The sequence below is a fragment of the Acinetobacter sp. LF10 genome (genome assembly GCF_048585715.1).
Lineage (GTDB): Bacteria > Pseudomonadota > Gammaproteobacteria > Pseudomonadales > Moraxellaceae > Acinetobacter.
Map to the genome: position 1 here is coordinate 428,793 of NZ_CP184160.1, position 12,605 is coordinate 441,397.

The following is a 12,605-nucleotide window of genomic DNA, read 5'->3' on the forward strand; positions in this document are numbered from 1 at the left end:
ATGGGTCAGAAGGTTCATCCAATCGGTATCCGCCTAGGTGTTGTGAAACGTCATAACGCTAACTGGTATGCGAGTCCGAAACAATACGCTGAATACTTGCTTAAAGATCTTCAAGTTCGTGAGTTTTTGCTTAAAAAACTTAAGAATGCGATGGTAAGCAATATTCTTATCGAACGTCCTACAGGTGCTGCTAAAGTAACAATTAGCACTGCTCGTCCTGGTATCGTTATCGGTAAGAAAGGCGAAGATATTGAGAAATTACAGCGCGAACTCACCAACATTATGGGTGTTCCAGCTCAAGTTAGCATCAATGAAATTGATCGCCCTGACTTGGACGCACGTTTAGTTGCTGAAGCAATTGCTTCTCAATTAGAAAAGCGTGTTATGTTCCGTCGTGCTATGAAGCGTGCGGTTCAAAACACAATGCGTGCTGGCGCTAAAGGTATCAAAGTTGAAGTTTCTGGCCGTTTAGGTGGTGCAGAGATCGCTCGTACTGAGTGGTATCGTGAAGGTCGTGTACCTTTGCATACACTTCGTGCTGACATCGACTATGCTACTATGCGTGCAGAAACAACATACGGTACGATCGGTGTTAAAGTTTGGATTTTCCGTGGCGAGATTTTAGGTGGCATGAAACAAGTCATGAACCCTGCTCCTGCTGAAGAGCGTCCAGCTAAACGCGGTCGTGGTCGTGGTGAAGGTCAAGAGCGTCGTGGTCGTCGCGGTGACCGTGCTGCTGACAAGGGAGAATAATCCATGTTGCAACCTAAACGTACCAAATTCCGTAAAGTGCACAAAGGCCGTAACACTGGTCTAGCGCATCGTGGTAGTACAGTATCATTTGGTTCGATTGCAATTAAAGCAACTGAACGTGGTCGTATGACTGCGCGTCAGATTGAAGCTGCACGTCGTACCATTAGCCGTCGTATTAAACGTGGTGGTAAAATCTTCATCCGCGTATTCCCAGACAAACCAATTACCGAAAAACCATTAGAAGTTCGTATGGGTAAAGGTAAAGGTAGCGTGGAATACTGGGTTTGTCAGATTCAGCCAGGTAAGATCCTGTACGAAATTGAAGGTGTTAGCGATGAGTTAGCGCGTGAAGCTTTTGCTTTAGCTGCAGCTAAACTCCCGTTTAAAACCACTATCGTGACTCGGACGGTGATGTAATGAAAATTAAAGATCTACGTGAAAAGTCGGTAGAAGAGTTGAAAGCTTTGCTTGATGAGCAACAGCTTAACCAATTCCGTCTTCGTATGGCGAAAGCAACTGGTCAATTAGGCAAATCGCATGAAGTGCAAATTGCTCGTAAGACAATTGCTCGTATCAAGACACTCCTTACCGAAAAACAGGGGAACGGACAATGAGTGAAAAAACAGTCCGCACGTTAACCGGCAAAGTTGTAAGTGACAAAATGGACAAGTCTATTGTTGTGCTTATTGAACGCCGCGTTCAACACCCGTTGTACGGCAAATCAATCCGCCGTTCAACTAAATTACACGCTCATGATGAGAACAATGTTGCTAAAACTGGCGACTTAGTGACCATCAAAGAAAGCCGCCCAATTTCTAAAACTAAAGCTTGGACTTTAGTGGAAGTCGTTGAAGCAGCTGCTGAGTAATTAGACGTTCTTGTTGCATCATCGGACAATTTCGAGTACTCTTTGAGCCTTTCGAAATTGCGACCGGTGATGCTCGGTTTTGGAGTAGGGCAATGATTCAAACCGAAAGTATGCTCGACGTAGCAGACAACAGTGGTGCACGCCGCGTACAATGTATTAAAGTACTTGGTGGTTCACACCGTCGTTATGCTTCAGTTGGCGATATTATTAAAGTTACTGTAAAAGAAGCAATTCCGCGCGCACGTGTTAAAAAAGGTGACGTGATGAATGCTGTAGTTGTACGTACAAAATTCGGCATCCGTCGTCCAGATGGTTCAGTTATTCGTTTCGACGATAACGCAGCTGTTATTTTGAACAACAACAAAGCTCCGATTGCTACTCGTATCTTCGGACCAGTGACTCGTGAACTTCGTACTGAACAGTTCATGAAAATCATTTCATTGGCTCCTGAAGTTTTATAAGAGGCAATCATGGCTAAGATTAAAAAAGGCGATCAAGTAATTGTGATCGCAGGTAAAGAAAAAGGCAAACAAGGTGTTGTTTTGTCTGTTTCTGAAGATCGAGTTAAGGTCGAAGGTCTTAACTTAGTGAAGAAGCATCAAAAGCCAAACCGTGTAACTGGCGCTGAAGGCGGTATCGTTACTCAAGAGGCAACGCTTCATATTTCAAACGTGGCAATTTTTAATGCTACAACCCAAAAGGCTGACCGTATTGGTTACCAAGTGATTGATGGCGCGAAAACTCGTGTTTATAAATCAAATGGTGAATCAGTGGCGGTAGCGAAGTAATAGGTTGAATAGGCGATGGCCAGACTTAAAGCACGTTATAACGACGAACTTAAAGCGAAGTTACAAGAAGAACTTGGCGTTAAGAATGTGATGGATATTCCTCGCATCACGAAAATCACTCTTAACATGGGTGTAGGCGCAGCTGCAACTGATAAGAAATTATTAGATGGCGCTGTTGCTGATATGCAACTCATTGCTGGTCAAAAACCAGTTGTGACACTTGCACGTAAATCAATCGCTGGTTTTAAAATCCGTGATGGTTGGCCAATTGGTTGTAAAGTTACTTTACGTGGCGACCAAATGTACGAATTCTTGGATCGTTTGATCTCGATCGCTATCCCTCGTATCCGTGACTTCCGTGGTTTCTCTTCGAAATCATTTGATGGTCGTGGTAACTACTCTATGGGTTTAAAAGAGCAGATCGTTTTCCCTGAAATCGATTTTGACAAAATTGATCGTATCCGTGGTTTAGATATCACTATTACGACCACTGCTCGTAGCGATGACGAAGGCCGTGCGCTTATGCGTGCATTCGGCTTCCCGTTCAAATAAGAGGTCGATATGGCTAAGAAAGGTATGATTAATCGCGAATTGAAACGCGAAAAGACAGTTGCTAAATACGCTGCAAAACGTGCTGAATTAAAAGCAACGATTGCAAACGTAAATGCATCTGATGAAGAACGTTTCGAAGCGATGATGAAGTTACAAGCATTACCACGTAATGCATCTCCAGTACGTCTTCGTAACCGCTGTGGTTTAACTGGTCGTCCTCATGGTTACTTCCGTAAGTTCGGTTTAAGCCGTAACAAATTACGCGATACAGTAATGCAGGGTGATGTACCAGGCGTTGTTAAAGCAAGCTGGTAAGGAGCGACTATAATGAGTATGCAAGATACCGTTGCCGACATGTTAACGCGTGTTCGTAACGCTCAAATGGCAAAGAAACAAGTTGTTTCTATGCCTTCTTCTAAGTTGAAGGTTGCTATTGCAAACGTTCTTCAACAAGAAGGTTATATTTCAAATGTAGAAGTTGCTCAAGAAGATGCAAAAGCTACTTTGACTATTACGTTAAAATATTTCGAAGGCAAACCAGTTATCGAAACTGTGAAGCGCGTAAGCCGTCCAGGTCTACGTCAGTATCGCGGTAAAGATGCACTTCCAAGCGTTAAGCAAGGTTTAGGTATTGCAATTGTTTCTACAAGCAAAGGCATCATGACTGATCGCGCTGCACGTGCTGCGGGCGTTGGTGGTGAAGTTATTGCTTTTGTTTCTTAATAGGTGATTCCTCATGTCTCGTGTGGCTAAAGCCCCAGTAACTGTACCTAATGGTGTAACAGTTACTCAGAACGGCCGGCAGGTCGAAGTGAAAGGCACTAAAGGTACATTGTCTTTCAACCTGCATGCGCTGGTCGAGCTAAAACAGGAAGAAGGTAAACTTCAACTTGCTCCAGTTAAAGAGTCGAAAGATGCTTGGATGCAAGCTGGTACTGCTCGCGCTGTATTGAACAACCTTGTAAAAGGTGTTAGCGAAGGCTTCGAACGTAAGTTACAGCTAGTTGGTGTTGGTTACAAAGCAGCAGTTAAAGGCACTGTCGTTAACCTTGCTTTAGGTTATTCACACCCAATTGACTACGCTTTACCAGAAGGTGTAACAGCGGAAACTCCAACTGCAACTGAAATCATTTTGAAATCAGCAAACAAGCAGTTGTTAGGTCAAGTAGCAGCGGAAATCCGTGCATACCGTTCTCCTGAACCATATAAAGGTAAAGGTGTTCGTTATTCGGATGAAGTTATTCTTCGTAAAGAAGCTAAGAAGAAATAAGGCGCGAGGTTCTTATGAACGAAAAGAAACAAACCCGTTTGCGTCGTGCAAAAAGCACACGCTTGCACATTCGTGCATTGGGTGCGACTCGTTTGTGTGTAAACCGCACTCCGCGTCACATCTATGCTCAAGTTATTTCAGCAGATGGTGGCAAAGTTTTAGCGCAAGCTTCAACTTTAGATGCATCTTTGCGTAGTGGTGCGACTGGTAATATCGATGCAGCAACTAAGGTTGGTGCTTTAATCGCAGAACGTGCTAAAGCAGCTGGCGTTACTAAAGTTGCATTTGACCGTTCTGGTTTTAAATATCATGGTCGTATCAAAGCCTTGGCTGATGCTGCTCGTGAAGGCGGCTTGGAGTTCTAATCATGGCGAAAGTTGAACAAAACGAAGGTCTCGTTGAAAAGCTGGTTGCCGTTGATCGTGTAGCCAAAGTTGTTAAGGGTGGTCGTATCTTCTCTTTCACAGCATTAACTGTTGTGGGTGATGGTAATGGTCGTGTAGGTTTTGGTCGTGGTAAAGCGCGTGAAGTTCCAGCTGCTATTTCTAAAGCACTTGAAGCTGCACGTCGTAACATGATTACTGTAGACCTTGCGGGGACTACTTTACAACACCCTGTGAATGCTCGTCATGGTGCAAGCCGTGTATACATGCAACCTGCTTCAGAAGGTACTGGCGTAATTGCTGGTGGCGCGATGCGTGCTGTTCTCGAAGCTGCAGGTGTACATAACGTACTTGCTAAATGTTATGGTTCTACAAATGCTGCTAACGTAGTAAACGCAACTTTCAAAGGTTTGCGTGATATGACTTCTCCTGAGAAAGTCGCTGCGAAACGTGGTCTTTCAGTAGAACAAATTCAAGGGTAATCAATCATGAAAACGATTAAAGTTACCCAGACTAAATCTTCTTCGCATCGTTTAAAAAATCATAAACTTTGCTTACAAGGTCTAGGTCTGCGTCGTATTGGTCATACTGTAGAAGTGCAAGATACGCCTTCTAACCGTGGTATGGTCAACAAAGTTTACTATATGGTTAGTGTAGAGGAATAAGCCATGACTCTGCGTTTAAATGAACTTGCACCTGCTGAAGGTGCTAAGCGTGAAAATCGTCGTCTAGGTCGTGGTATCGGCTCTGGCGTTGGTAAGACTGGTGGTCGTGGTATCAAGGGTCAAAACTCACGTAAAAGTGGTGGTACTCGTCCAGGCTTTGAAGGCGGTCAAACAGCGTTATATCGTCGTTTACCAAAATTCGGTTTCACTAGCCAAATCGCTTTGAAAACTGCTGAAGTACGTTTGTCTGAATTGAATAAAGTTGAAGGTGATGTAATTAGCCTTGAAACTTTAAAAGCTGCGAACGTTGTTCGTCGTGATCAAATTCGTGCTCGCATCGTTCTTTCTGGTGAAATCACTCGCGCATTCACTGTTCAAGGTGTTGTGTTGACTAAAGGCGCTAAAGCTGCTGTTGAAGCTGCTGGCGGTAAAGTCGAGGAGTAATCTCGAGTGTCTATGACTCCTAGTTCTTCAGGTCATGTAAACATGATGAAAGGCCAACCATTTCATGTGAAATATCGTGAAATTATTCGTCGATTAATGTTTTTGATTGGCGCGTTATTGGTCTTTCGACTAGGAGCGCATATTCCGTTGCCAGGTATTGATAATATAGCGCTAGCACAGTTTTTTAAGGCGAATGAAGGTACCTTCTTAGGCTTATTTAACATGTTCTCTGGCGGTGCATTAGAACGCATGTCGATTCTAGCGTTGGGAATTATGCCGTACATTTCTGCATCGATTATCGTGCAGTTAATGTCTACGGTTGTTCCTTCGTTAGAAGCTTTGAAAAAAGAAGGCGAGCAAGGCAAACGAAAGATCAATCAATATACACGTTATGGCACCTTATTCCTTGCACTCGTGCAAGGTGTAGGGATGTGTGCTGGTTTGATTAGTCAAGGTATTACTTTGACATCAGGCTTAGCATTCTATGTTCCTGCAGTTACTTCGTTAGTTGCGGGAACAATGTTTCTGATGTGGTTAGGAGAGCAAATTACCGAACGTGGTGTTGGTAATGGTATCTCGATGATCATTTTTGCAGGTATTGTGGCAGGTTTGCCAAATCTTGTAATACAGTCGTTTACTTCTGTAGATAATGGTCAAGGTAGTTTAATTGGTTTAGCTGTATTTGGCTTACTCTCATTAGCCGTTTTAGCTGCGATTGTGTTTATTGAAAAAGCACAACGTCGTATTCCGGTGAACTATGCACAAAAGCAACAAGGTCGTCGTGTTTTTACTGCACAGCAAACGCATTTGCCATTAAAAATTAATATGGCAGGTGTGATTCCAGCGATTTTTGCAAGCTCACTGTTATTATTTCCAGCGAGTTTGGGACAATGGTTGGGGAGTGCTGATCCAAATGCAGGGATTGTGAAGCGTAGCCTACAAGATCTGGCATTGGTGTTATCGCCTGGACAGCCGTTGTATTTAATGCTGTTTGGTGCGTTAATTATTTTCTTCTGTTATTTCTATACAGCGCTAGTATTTAGCCCAAAAGAAGTTGCAGAGAACTTAAAACGCAGCGGAGCATATGTGCCTGGTATCCGCCCAGGTGAGCAAACGGCTCGTTATTTAGATCATATTCTTAACCGTTTGACTTTTATTGGTGCAATTTACATTACTGTAGTGTGTTTAATGCCTATGGTTCTACAAAGTTCGTTTAGTATTCCATTCCATTTGGGTGGAACATCTTTACTGATTGTAGTTGTAGTAGTAATGGACTTTATGGCGCAACTTCAAGCGCACCTTACTTCGCATCAATATGATAATCAAACGTTAATGAGAAAAACGACTGCTCATCCTAAGGGATAAGCGCACTTAGAGGTTTCATCATGAAAGTACAAGCTTCTGTAAAGAAAATTTGTGGTAGCTGCAAAGTTATCCGTCGTAATGGGGTTATTCGCGTGATTTGTAGCGCAGAACCTCGTCATAAGCAGCGTCAAGGTTAATTTAATTAAGACCTGTTGATTTCAGTAGGCTAATTAGGTTATTATCCGCCCCTCAAGATTTTTGTGGGGCGGTTGATTATCTTGACTGCCTTTTTGGAGAAAATTGAATGGCTCGTATTGCCGGTGTAAACATTCCGGATAACAAGCATGCTGTTATCTCTCTCACGTATATTTTTGGTATCGGCCGCCACACTGCTAAGAACATCTTAGCGACTGTAGGTATCACTGAAACTACAAAAATTCGTGAATTAGATGATGCTCAGCTTGATGCGATTCGTGCAGAAGTTGCTAAGGTTCCGACCGAAGGTGATTTACGTCGCGAAATTTCCATGAACATCAAACGTTTAATGGATTTAGGCTGCTACCGCGGTCTTCGTCATCGTCGCAGCTTGCCTGTTCGCGGACAACGCACCAAAACTAACGCACGTACCCGTAAAGGTCCGCGCAAACCGATTAAAAAGTAAGATTTCTGGAAGCTAAAAGATGGCTAAAGATACTCGCACACGCAAGAAGGTCACTCGTACCGTCTCTGAAGGTGTTGCACACATTCACGCGTCTTTTAATAACACCATTGTAACGATTACCGATCGTCAAGGTAATGCATTGGCTTGGGCTACCTCAGGTGGACAAGGCTTCCGTGGTTCACGTAAATCAACTCCGTTCGCTGCTCAGGTAGCTGCTGAAGTTGCTGGTAAAGCAGCTTTGGATTACGGTTTGAAAAACCTAGACGTCCTTGTAAAAGGTCCTGGTCCAGGTCGTGAGTCTGCGGTTCGTGCATTAGGCGCAGTGGGTTATAAGATTAACAGCATTACCGATGTGACACCAATTCCTCACAACGGTTGCCGTCCACCTAAAAAACGTCGCGTGTAAGGAGAAACATTCATGGCTCGTTATATTGGTCCAAAATGCAAACTCTCTCGCCGCGAAGGGACAGACCTGCAACTTAAATCAGGCGTTAAACCGTTTGATGTAAAAACCAAAAAACACAATAAAGCACCTGGTCAACATGGTCAGGCTCGTGGTGGTAAGCAATCTGAGTATTCACTACAATTACGTGAAAAACAAAAAGTACGTCGTATGTACGGTGTGTTAGAGCGTCAATTTAGTAACTACTATAAAGAAGCAGCTCGTGTTAAAGGCGCAACTGGTGAAAACTTGTTGAAATTGCTTGAAAGCCGTCTTGATAACGTGGTTTATCGCATGGGTTTTGGTTCTACACGTTCAGAAGCTCGTCAGTTAGTATCTCACCGTTCTATTACTTTAAATGGTCGTCGTGTAAACATTGCGTCTATTCAAGTAAAAGCGGGTGATGTAATTGCAGTGCATGAAGGTGCTAAACAACAATTGCGTATCAAAAACGCTATTGAATTAGCTGCTCAACGTGGTATCCCTGCTTGGATGGAAGTTGATCATTCTAAGTTGGAAGGTACGTTTAAAGCTGCACCAGATCGCTCTGATTTACCTGCTGAAATCAACGAAAGCTTGATTGTAGAATTGTATTCTAAATAATCCTTGAGGTAGCAATAAATGACGCGTACTGCAAACGAGTTTCTAACTCCGCAAGCGATCAAGGTCGAAGCGGTGAGCGGGACCTCGGCAAAAGTGATTCTTGAGCCTTTAGAGCGTGGTTTTGGCCATACTCTAGGTAATGCTTTACGTCGCATTCTATTGTCTTCTTTACCTGGCGCTGCTGTGGTTGAAGTTGAGATAGAAGGCGTCGAGCACGAGTACAGTACTTTAGAAGGCTTGCAGCAGGACATCGTCGAGCTCTTGCTGAACCTAAAAGGATTGTCTATTAAGCTGTTCGATCAAAATGAAGCATATTTAACATTAGAGAAGCAAGGTGCAGGTGACGTAACAGCAGCTGATCTTCGTTTACCTCATAATGTTGAAGTGGTTAACCCTGATCATTTAATCGGTACTTTGAGTTCTTCTGGTTCATTGAAAATGCGCCTTAAAGTAGCTCAAGGTCGTGGTTATGAGACATCTGACTCTCGTTTCCCAGAAGGTGAAACACGCCCAGTAGGTCGTTTACAGTTAGATGCTTCTTATAGCCCAATCAAGCGCGTTTCTTACACAGTAGAAAATGCTCGTGTAGAACAGCGTACCGATCTTGATAAGTTAGTGATCGATCTTGAGACTAATGGAACTGTTGATCCAGAAGAAGCTATCCGCAAAGCGGCAACAATCTTGCAACAACAAATTGCAATTTTTGTTGATCTTCAGAAAGATCAAACTCCTGTGGCTCAAGAACCTCGCGAAGAAGTTGACCCAATTTTGCTTCGTCCAGTAGATGATCTCGAGCTTACTGTTCGTTCTGCTAACTGTTTGAAGGCAGAAAATATTTACTACATTGGTGATCTTGTTCAACGTACTGAAGTTGAGTTGTTAAAAACTCCTAACTTAGGTAAAAAATCGTTAACAGAGATCAAAGATGTTTTGGCATCGAAAGGTTTACAACTCGGCATGCGTTTAGAGAACTGGCCACCAGCTAGTCTCCGTATGGATGACCGATTTGCCTATCGTAGCCGTTAATTAAGTAGGACTATCACCATGCGTCATCGTAATAGTGGTGTGAAATTAGGCCGTACAAGCAGCCACCGTAAGGCGTTGTTTCAAAACTTAACAAATGCTTTAGTAGAGCACGAGTTAATTAAGACAACTTTGCCTAAGGCGAAAGAACTTCGTCGTGTTGCTGAGCCTTTAATCACTTTGGCTAAAAACGATACTGTTGCAAACCGTCGTTTAGCGTTTGCTCGTACTCGTTCAGCAGCAACTGTTGGTAAATTATTTACCGTTCTTGGCCCTCGTTACAAAGAACGTAACGGCGGTTATCTTCGTGTTCTTAAAGCGGGCTTCCGTGCAGGTGATGCTGCACCGATGGCTTACGTTGAACTCGTTGACCGTGAAGTAAAATAATACTTCTACGTGTAGAACAGTCAGTTGTTCCAAAAAAGGCCGGTGTAATAACCGGCCTTTTTTATTGTTTAATAACGCTTATAATAAAATCATTAAGATACAATTAGATGAGTCAATAAGATTATTACTACTATAAATGAGACGATCATGGATTCTGAAAAATATTGTTTTATTAATGGATTGAAAAGGCGGCATGCTAATTTAATATTTGGATACAATGGAAATTTGTATGATAGACAGCTATTAGGATTCATTACAGCCGAAGCAGCAGCTCTAAGTCCAAATTCAATAAGTGTAAAAAAATTATCCAATATTTGGTATGTTGTATCAGAATATGATTGGATAAATAATTTATCTGATGATGAAAGCTATCTTTTTAAGCCGAATTATTTACCAGATGCTGATAATTTCTATCATTTATCTGGTGCTATTCTGTCTGCATTTTCTAATGGTGTGGGGCTAGCATTAAACGGAGAAATAACAACTTCATATAATCTCAGTGACAATGATCTAAGTGAAATCAAAAATGAAGTTGAACAACTAAAAAGTAGAGTTGTCTTTTTTAAAAGTATTGATACTTCAAGCGAATAAACAAATTAATGGCTTTTCTACGGAATTGAGGAACTTTTTTTAATGTGTTTTATAAAGTTTATTTTTCTTAAAAATTATATAAAGATTTATTCCTAATTTTTTGTATTCAATACAACATAGTTTAAACGTAAACCCAAGTAAAAATATCAAGATTTTTTAGCTTCGTTTTTTCTCAAAATGTCCCGAACTGATATAAAAAAACCGATGAATGACTAAACTTGACATTGTGTATTGTCAAATTTGTGCTTTAATAAAGACATGATTTACACAGGGTATAAAAAAAATGGAAAAGCAAGTTGATGTATTAATTATTGGTGCAGGTATCTCTGGAATTGGGTTAGCTGTGCATCTCTCTAAGAACTGTCCACAACGTAAATTCGAAATTTTAGAACGTCGTGAAAGTTTCGGTGGAACTTGGGATTTATTCCGTTACCCTGGTATTCGTTCTGATTCGGACATGTCAACTTTTGGTTTTAACTTCAAGCCATGGGCAAAAGATAAAGTTCTTGCAAGCGGTGCTGAAATTAAAGGTTATTTAAGCGATGTGATCAGTGAAAATCAGTTAAAAGATAAAATTCACTTTGGTCATCGTGTCCTTTCTGCAAACTATGATTCTACAAAGAAAAAATGGTTAGTTGAGATCGAAGATAACAATAAGAAAAAACAAACTTGGTCTGCAAATTTTGTAATGGGTTGTACTGGTTACTATAACTATGATCAGGGTTATGCGCCAAAATTTCCGAAACAAGAAGATTTCAAAGGTCAGTTTATTCATCCACAACATTGGCCAGAAAATTTAGATTACACTGGTAAGAAAGTGGTCATCATTGGTAGTGGTGCAACTGCAATTACACTTGTACCTTCAATGGTGAAAGGTGGAGCAGGGCATGTCACAATGTTACAGCGTTCACCAACTTATATTGCAACGATTCCTTCAATTGACTTTATTTATGAGAAAACACGTAAATTTATGTCTGAGGAAACGGCGTATAAATTTACTCGTGCACGTAATATTGGCATGCAACGTGGTATTTATGCATTAGCACAAAAATACCCGAAAACTGTACGTCGTTTATTGTTGAAAGGCATTGAATTGCAGCTTAAAGGTAAAGTGGATATGAAACACTTTACACCAAGCTATAATCCATGGGATCAACGTTTATGTGTTGTGCCAGATGGGGATTTATTCAAATCTTTACGTGAAGGCAAAGCAAGTGTTGAGACAGATCAAATTGAAAAATTCACTGCAAATGGTATCCAATTAAAATCTGGAAAACATTTAGAAGCGGATATTGTGATCTCGGCAACTGGTTTAGAAATTCAGATCTTAGGTGGAGTTCAAGGTTCAATTGATGGTAAGCCAATGAACACGTCTCAACATATGCTGTATCAAGGCGTGATGGTGAGTGATGTCCCTAACATGGCGATGATCATTGGTTATATCAATGCTTCATGGACATTAAAGGTTGATATTGCGGCTGATTATATCTGTCGCTTAATCAATCATATGGATAAAAATGGTTTTGATGAAGTGATTGCGCACGCTGATCCTTTACAGCGTGAAAATGATACGATCATGGGTAAAATGTCTTCTGGTTATATCGCACGTGCAGCTGATGTAATGCCTAAACAAGGTAAACAAGCACCGTGGAAGATCACCAATAATTACCTAGCTGATCGTAAAGAACTGAAAGATGCTAAGTTTAATGATGGGGTTTTAGAATTCCATAAGCGTGGTGATCAAACTAATCGTAAGCCAAAATTAGTATCATAAGTTTTTGCTTGAATGTTTTGGAACCCTATGCAGTTGCATAGGGTTTTTTATTTGAGTGGCTATTTAAATATAAAAAATATCGCGTATATTGAGCGC

22 protein-coding genes and 1 pseudogene are annotated in these 12,605 nt (G+C 41.5%); all 23 read left to right on the forward strand.

The features are described 5' to 3' along the window. The 23 genes and pseudogenes from rpsC (at position 1) to ACN19N_RS02080 (ending at position 12,509) form a co-directional block, all read left to right on the forward strand. Positions 1-817 (forward strand): annotated as a pseudogene (rpsC, locus tag ACN19N_RS01970) (30S ribosomal protein S3). Next, entirely contained in the window at positions 757-1,170 is a 414-nt protein-coding gene (gene rplP / locus ACN19N_RS01975; protein WP_004657678.1) for a 50S ribosomal protein L16, read from the forward strand. Before rpsC ends, rplP begins: the two are co-directional and overlap by 61 nt. After that, the gene (rpmC, locus tag ACN19N_RS01980) at positions 1,170-1,367 is read left to right on the forward strand and encodes a 50S ribosomal protein L29 (RefSeq protein ID WP_004660354.1); all 198 of its coding nucleotides are present in this window, start codon (positions 1,170-1,172) and stop codon (positions 1,365-1,367) included. The genes rplP and rpmC overlap by 1 nt, the downstream gene beginning before the upstream one ends. Next, the gene (gene rpsQ / locus ACN19N_RS01985) at positions 1,364-1,621 is read left to right on the forward strand and encodes a 30S ribosomal protein S17 (RefSeq protein ID WP_004641057.1); all 258 of its coding nucleotides are present in this window, start codon (positions 1,364-1,366) and stop codon (positions 1,619-1,621) included. The genes rpmC and rpsQ overlap by 4 nt, the downstream gene beginning before the upstream one ends. A gap of 92 nt (positions 1,622-1,713) precedes the next feature. After that, entirely contained in the window at positions 1,714-2,082 is a 369-nt protein-coding gene (gene rplN, locus ACN19N_RS01990; protein ID WP_004657680.1) for a 50S ribosomal protein L14, read from the forward strand. Between the two features lie 9 nt (positions 2,083-2,091). Further along, positions 2,092-2,409 carry a 50S ribosomal protein L24 gene (gene rplX / locus ACN19N_RS01995; protein WP_004641054.1) on the forward strand — a complete coding sequence of 106 codons (318 nt, stop codon included), beginning with the start codon at positions 2,092-2,094 and terminating at the stop codon, positions 2,407-2,409. A 15-nt stretch (positions 2,410-2,424) separates the two neighbouring features. Beyond that, positions 2,425-2,961 carry a 50S ribosomal protein L5 gene (gene rplE, locus ACN19N_RS02000; RefSeq protein ID WP_004660357.1) on the forward strand — a complete coding sequence of 179 codons (537 nt, stop codon included), beginning with the start codon at positions 2,425-2,427 and terminating at the stop codon, positions 2,959-2,961. A 9-nt stretch (positions 2,962-2,970) separates the two neighbouring features. Continuing rightward, positions 2,971-3,276: a 30S ribosomal protein S14 gene (rpsN, locus tag ACN19N_RS02005; RefSeq protein WP_004660360.1), complete on the forward strand. Its 306-nt coding sequence runs from the start codon at positions 2,971-2,973 to the stop codon at positions 3,274-3,276. Between the two features lie 12 nt (positions 3,277-3,288). Beyond that, positions 3,289-3,684, forward strand: a complete 396-nt coding sequence (gene rpsH / locus ACN19N_RS02010) for a 30S ribosomal protein S8 (RefSeq protein WP_004660361.1) — start codon at positions 3,289-3,291, stop codon at positions 3,682-3,684. Between the two features lie 13 nt (positions 3,685-3,697). After that, positions 3,698-4,231: a 50S ribosomal protein L6 gene (gene rplF / locus ACN19N_RS02015; RefSeq protein ID WP_004660363.1), complete on the forward strand. Its 534-nt coding sequence runs from the start codon at positions 3,698-3,700 to the stop codon at positions 4,229-4,231. A gap of 14 nt (positions 4,232-4,245) precedes the next feature. Continuing rightward, positions 4,246-4,596, forward strand: coding sequence for a 50S ribosomal protein L18 (gene rplR, locus ACN19N_RS02020; protein ID WP_004660364.1), 351 nt, complete (start codon positions 4,246-4,248; stop codon positions 4,594-4,596). A 2-nt stretch (positions 4,597-4,598) separates the two neighbouring features. Continuing rightward, positions 4,599-5,096 (forward strand): 30S ribosomal protein S5, encoded by a 498-nt coding sequence (gene rpsE, locus ACN19N_RS02025; protein WP_004657688.1) that lies wholly within the window; start codon positions 4,599-4,601, stop codon positions 5,094-5,096. Between the two features lie 6 nt (positions 5,097-5,102). Beyond that, positions 5,103-5,279 carry a 50S ribosomal protein L30 gene (gene rpmD / locus ACN19N_RS02030; RefSeq protein ID WP_003653652.1) on the forward strand — a complete coding sequence of 59 codons (177 nt, stop codon included), beginning with the start codon at positions 5,103-5,105 and terminating at the stop codon, positions 5,277-5,279. 3 nt (positions 5,280-5,282) lie between these two features. Then, entirely contained in the window at positions 5,283-5,723 is a 441-nt protein-coding gene (gene rplO, locus ACN19N_RS02035; RefSeq protein WP_004660366.1) for a 50S ribosomal protein L15, read from the forward strand. A 45-nt stretch (positions 5,724-5,768) separates the two neighbouring features. Further along, on the forward strand, positions 5,769-7,088 hold the full coding sequence (secY, locus tag ACN19N_RS02040) for a preprotein translocase subunit SecY (RefSeq protein WP_171287530.1): 1,320 nt from the start codon (positions 5,769-5,771) through the stop codon (positions 7,086-7,088). A gap of 20 nt (positions 7,089-7,108) precedes the next feature. Beyond that, the gene (gene rpmJ, locus ACN19N_RS02045) at positions 7,109-7,225 is read left to right on the forward strand and encodes a 50S ribosomal protein L36 (protein WP_000867907.1); all 117 of its coding nucleotides are present in this window, start codon (positions 7,109-7,111) and stop codon (positions 7,223-7,225) included. 107 nt (positions 7,226-7,332) lie between these two features. Then, positions 7,333-7,689, forward strand: coding sequence for a 30S ribosomal protein S13 (gene rpsM, locus ACN19N_RS02050; protein WP_000090816.1), 357 nt, complete (start codon positions 7,333-7,335; stop codon positions 7,687-7,689). A gap of 19 nt (positions 7,690-7,708) precedes the next feature. Next, positions 7,709-8,095 carry a 30S ribosomal protein S11 gene (rpsK, locus tag ACN19N_RS02055; RefSeq protein WP_001040166.1) on the forward strand — a complete coding sequence of 129 codons (387 nt, stop codon included), beginning with the start codon at positions 7,709-7,711 and terminating at the stop codon, positions 8,093-8,095. Between the two features lie 12 nt (positions 8,096-8,107). Then, the gene (gene rpsD, locus ACN19N_RS02060) at positions 8,108-8,734 is read left to right on the forward strand and encodes a 30S ribosomal protein S4 (protein WP_004641035.1); all 627 of its coding nucleotides are present in this window, start codon (positions 8,108-8,110) and stop codon (positions 8,732-8,734) included. A gap of 18 nt (positions 8,735-8,752) precedes the next feature. Continuing rightward, positions 8,753-9,760, forward strand: a complete 1,008-nt coding sequence (locus tag ACN19N_RS02065; RefSeq protein ID WP_004660372.1) for a DNA-directed RNA polymerase subunit alpha — start codon at positions 8,753-8,755, stop codon at positions 9,758-9,760. A gap of 18 nt (positions 9,761-9,778) precedes the next feature. Continuing rightward, positions 9,779-10,144, forward strand: a complete 366-nt coding sequence (gene rplQ / locus ACN19N_RS02070) for a 50S ribosomal protein L17 (protein WP_004641032.1) — start codon at positions 9,779-9,781, stop codon at positions 10,142-10,144. A gap of 147 nt (positions 10,145-10,291) precedes the next feature. Then, positions 10,292-10,735: a hypothetical protein gene (locus ACN19N_RS02075; protein ID WP_269229523.1), complete on the forward strand. Its 444-nt coding sequence runs from the start codon at positions 10,292-10,294 to the stop codon at positions 10,733-10,735. 283 nt (positions 10,736-11,018) lie between these two features. Continuing rightward, positions 11,019-12,509 carry a flavin-containing monooxygenase gene (locus ACN19N_RS02080; protein WP_241306627.1) on the forward strand — a complete coding sequence of 497 codons (1,491 nt, stop codon included), beginning with the start codon at positions 11,019-11,021 and terminating at the stop codon, positions 12,507-12,509. Positions 12,510-12,605: the final 96 nt, after the last annotated feature.

Excerpts from the sequence above, each read along its gene's own strand:
- rpsM (WP_000090816.1), top strand. The coding sequence starts at position 7,333 with ATGGCTCGTATTGCCGGTGTAAACATTCCGGATAACAAGCATGCTGTT.
- rplE (WP_004660357.1), top strand. The coding sequence starts at position 2,425 with ATGGCCAGACTTAAAGCACGTTATAACGACGAACTTAAAGCGAAGTTA.
- ACN19N_RS02065 (WP_004660372.1), top strand. The coding sequence starts at position 8,753 with ATGACGCGTACTGCAAACGAGTTTCTAACTCCGCAAGCGATCAAGGTC.
- rplQ (WP_004641032.1), top strand. The coding sequence starts at position 9,779 with ATGCGTCATCGTAATAGTGGTGTGAAATTAGGCCGTACAAGCAGCCAC.
- rplF (WP_004660363.1), top strand. The coding sequence starts at position 3,698 with ATGTCTCGTGTGGCTAAAGCCCCAGTAACTGTACCTAATGGTGTAACA.
- rpsE (WP_004657688.1), top strand. The coding sequence starts at position 4,599 with ATGGCGAAAGTTGAACAAAACGAAGGTCTCGTTGAAAAGCTGGTTGCC.
- rplR (WP_004660364.1), top strand. The coding sequence starts at position 4,246 with ATGAACGAAAAGAAACAAACCCGTTTGCGTCGTGCAAAAAGCACACGC.
- rpsQ (WP_004641057.1), top strand. The coding sequence starts at position 1,364 with ATGAGTGAAAAAACAGTCCGCACGTTAACCGGCAAAGTTGTAAGTGAC.
- rpmJ (WP_000867907.1), top strand. The coding sequence starts at position 7,109 with ATGAAAGTACAAGCTTCTGTAAAGAAAATTTGTGGTAGCTGCAAAGTT.
- rplP (WP_004657678.1), top strand. The coding sequence starts at position 757 with ATGTTGCAACCTAAACGTACCAAATTCCGTAAAGTGCACAAAGGCCGT.
- secY (WP_171287530.1), top strand. The coding sequence starts at position 5,769 with ATGAAAGGCCAACCATTTCATGTGAAATATCGTGAAATTATTCGTCGA.
- rplX (WP_004641054.1), top strand. The coding sequence starts at position 2,092 with ATGGCTAAGATTAAAAAAGGCGATCAAGTAATTGTGATCGCAGGTAAA.
- rpsH (WP_004660361.1), top strand. The coding sequence starts at position 3,289 with ATGAGTATGCAAGATACCGTTGCCGACATGTTAACGCGTGTTCGTAAC.
- ACN19N_RS02080 (WP_241306627.1), top strand. The coding sequence starts at position 11,019 with ATGGAAAAGCAAGTTGATGTATTAATTATTGGTGCAGGTATCTCTGGA.
- ACN19N_RS02075 (WP_269229523.1), top strand. The coding sequence starts at position 10,292 with ATGGATTCTGAAAAATATTGTTTTATTAATGGATTGAAAAGGCGGCAT.
- rplO (WP_004660366.1), top strand. The coding sequence starts at position 5,283 with ATGACTCTGCGTTTAAATGAACTTGCACCTGCTGAAGGTGCTAAGCGT.
- rpsD (WP_004641035.1), top strand. The coding sequence starts at position 8,108 with ATGGCTCGTTATATTGGTCCAAAATGCAAACTCTCTCGCCGCGAAGGG.
- rpmC (WP_004660354.1), top strand. The coding sequence starts at position 1,170 with ATGAAAATTAAAGATCTACGTGAAAAGTCGGTAGAAGAGTTGAAAGCT.
- rplN (WP_004657680.1), top strand. The coding sequence starts at position 1,714 with ATGATTCAAACCGAAAGTATGCTCGACGTAGCAGACAACAGTGGTGCA.
- rpsN (WP_004660360.1), top strand. The coding sequence starts at position 2,971 with ATGGCTAAGAAAGGTATGATTAATCGCGAATTGAAACGCGAAAAGACA.
- rpsK (WP_001040166.1), top strand. The coding sequence starts at position 7,709 with ATGGCTAAAGATACTCGCACACGCAAGAAGGTCACTCGTACCGTCTCT.
- rpmD (WP_003653652.1), top strand. The coding sequence starts at position 5,103 with ATGAAAACGATTAAAGTTACCCAGACTAAATCTTCTTCGCATCGTTTA.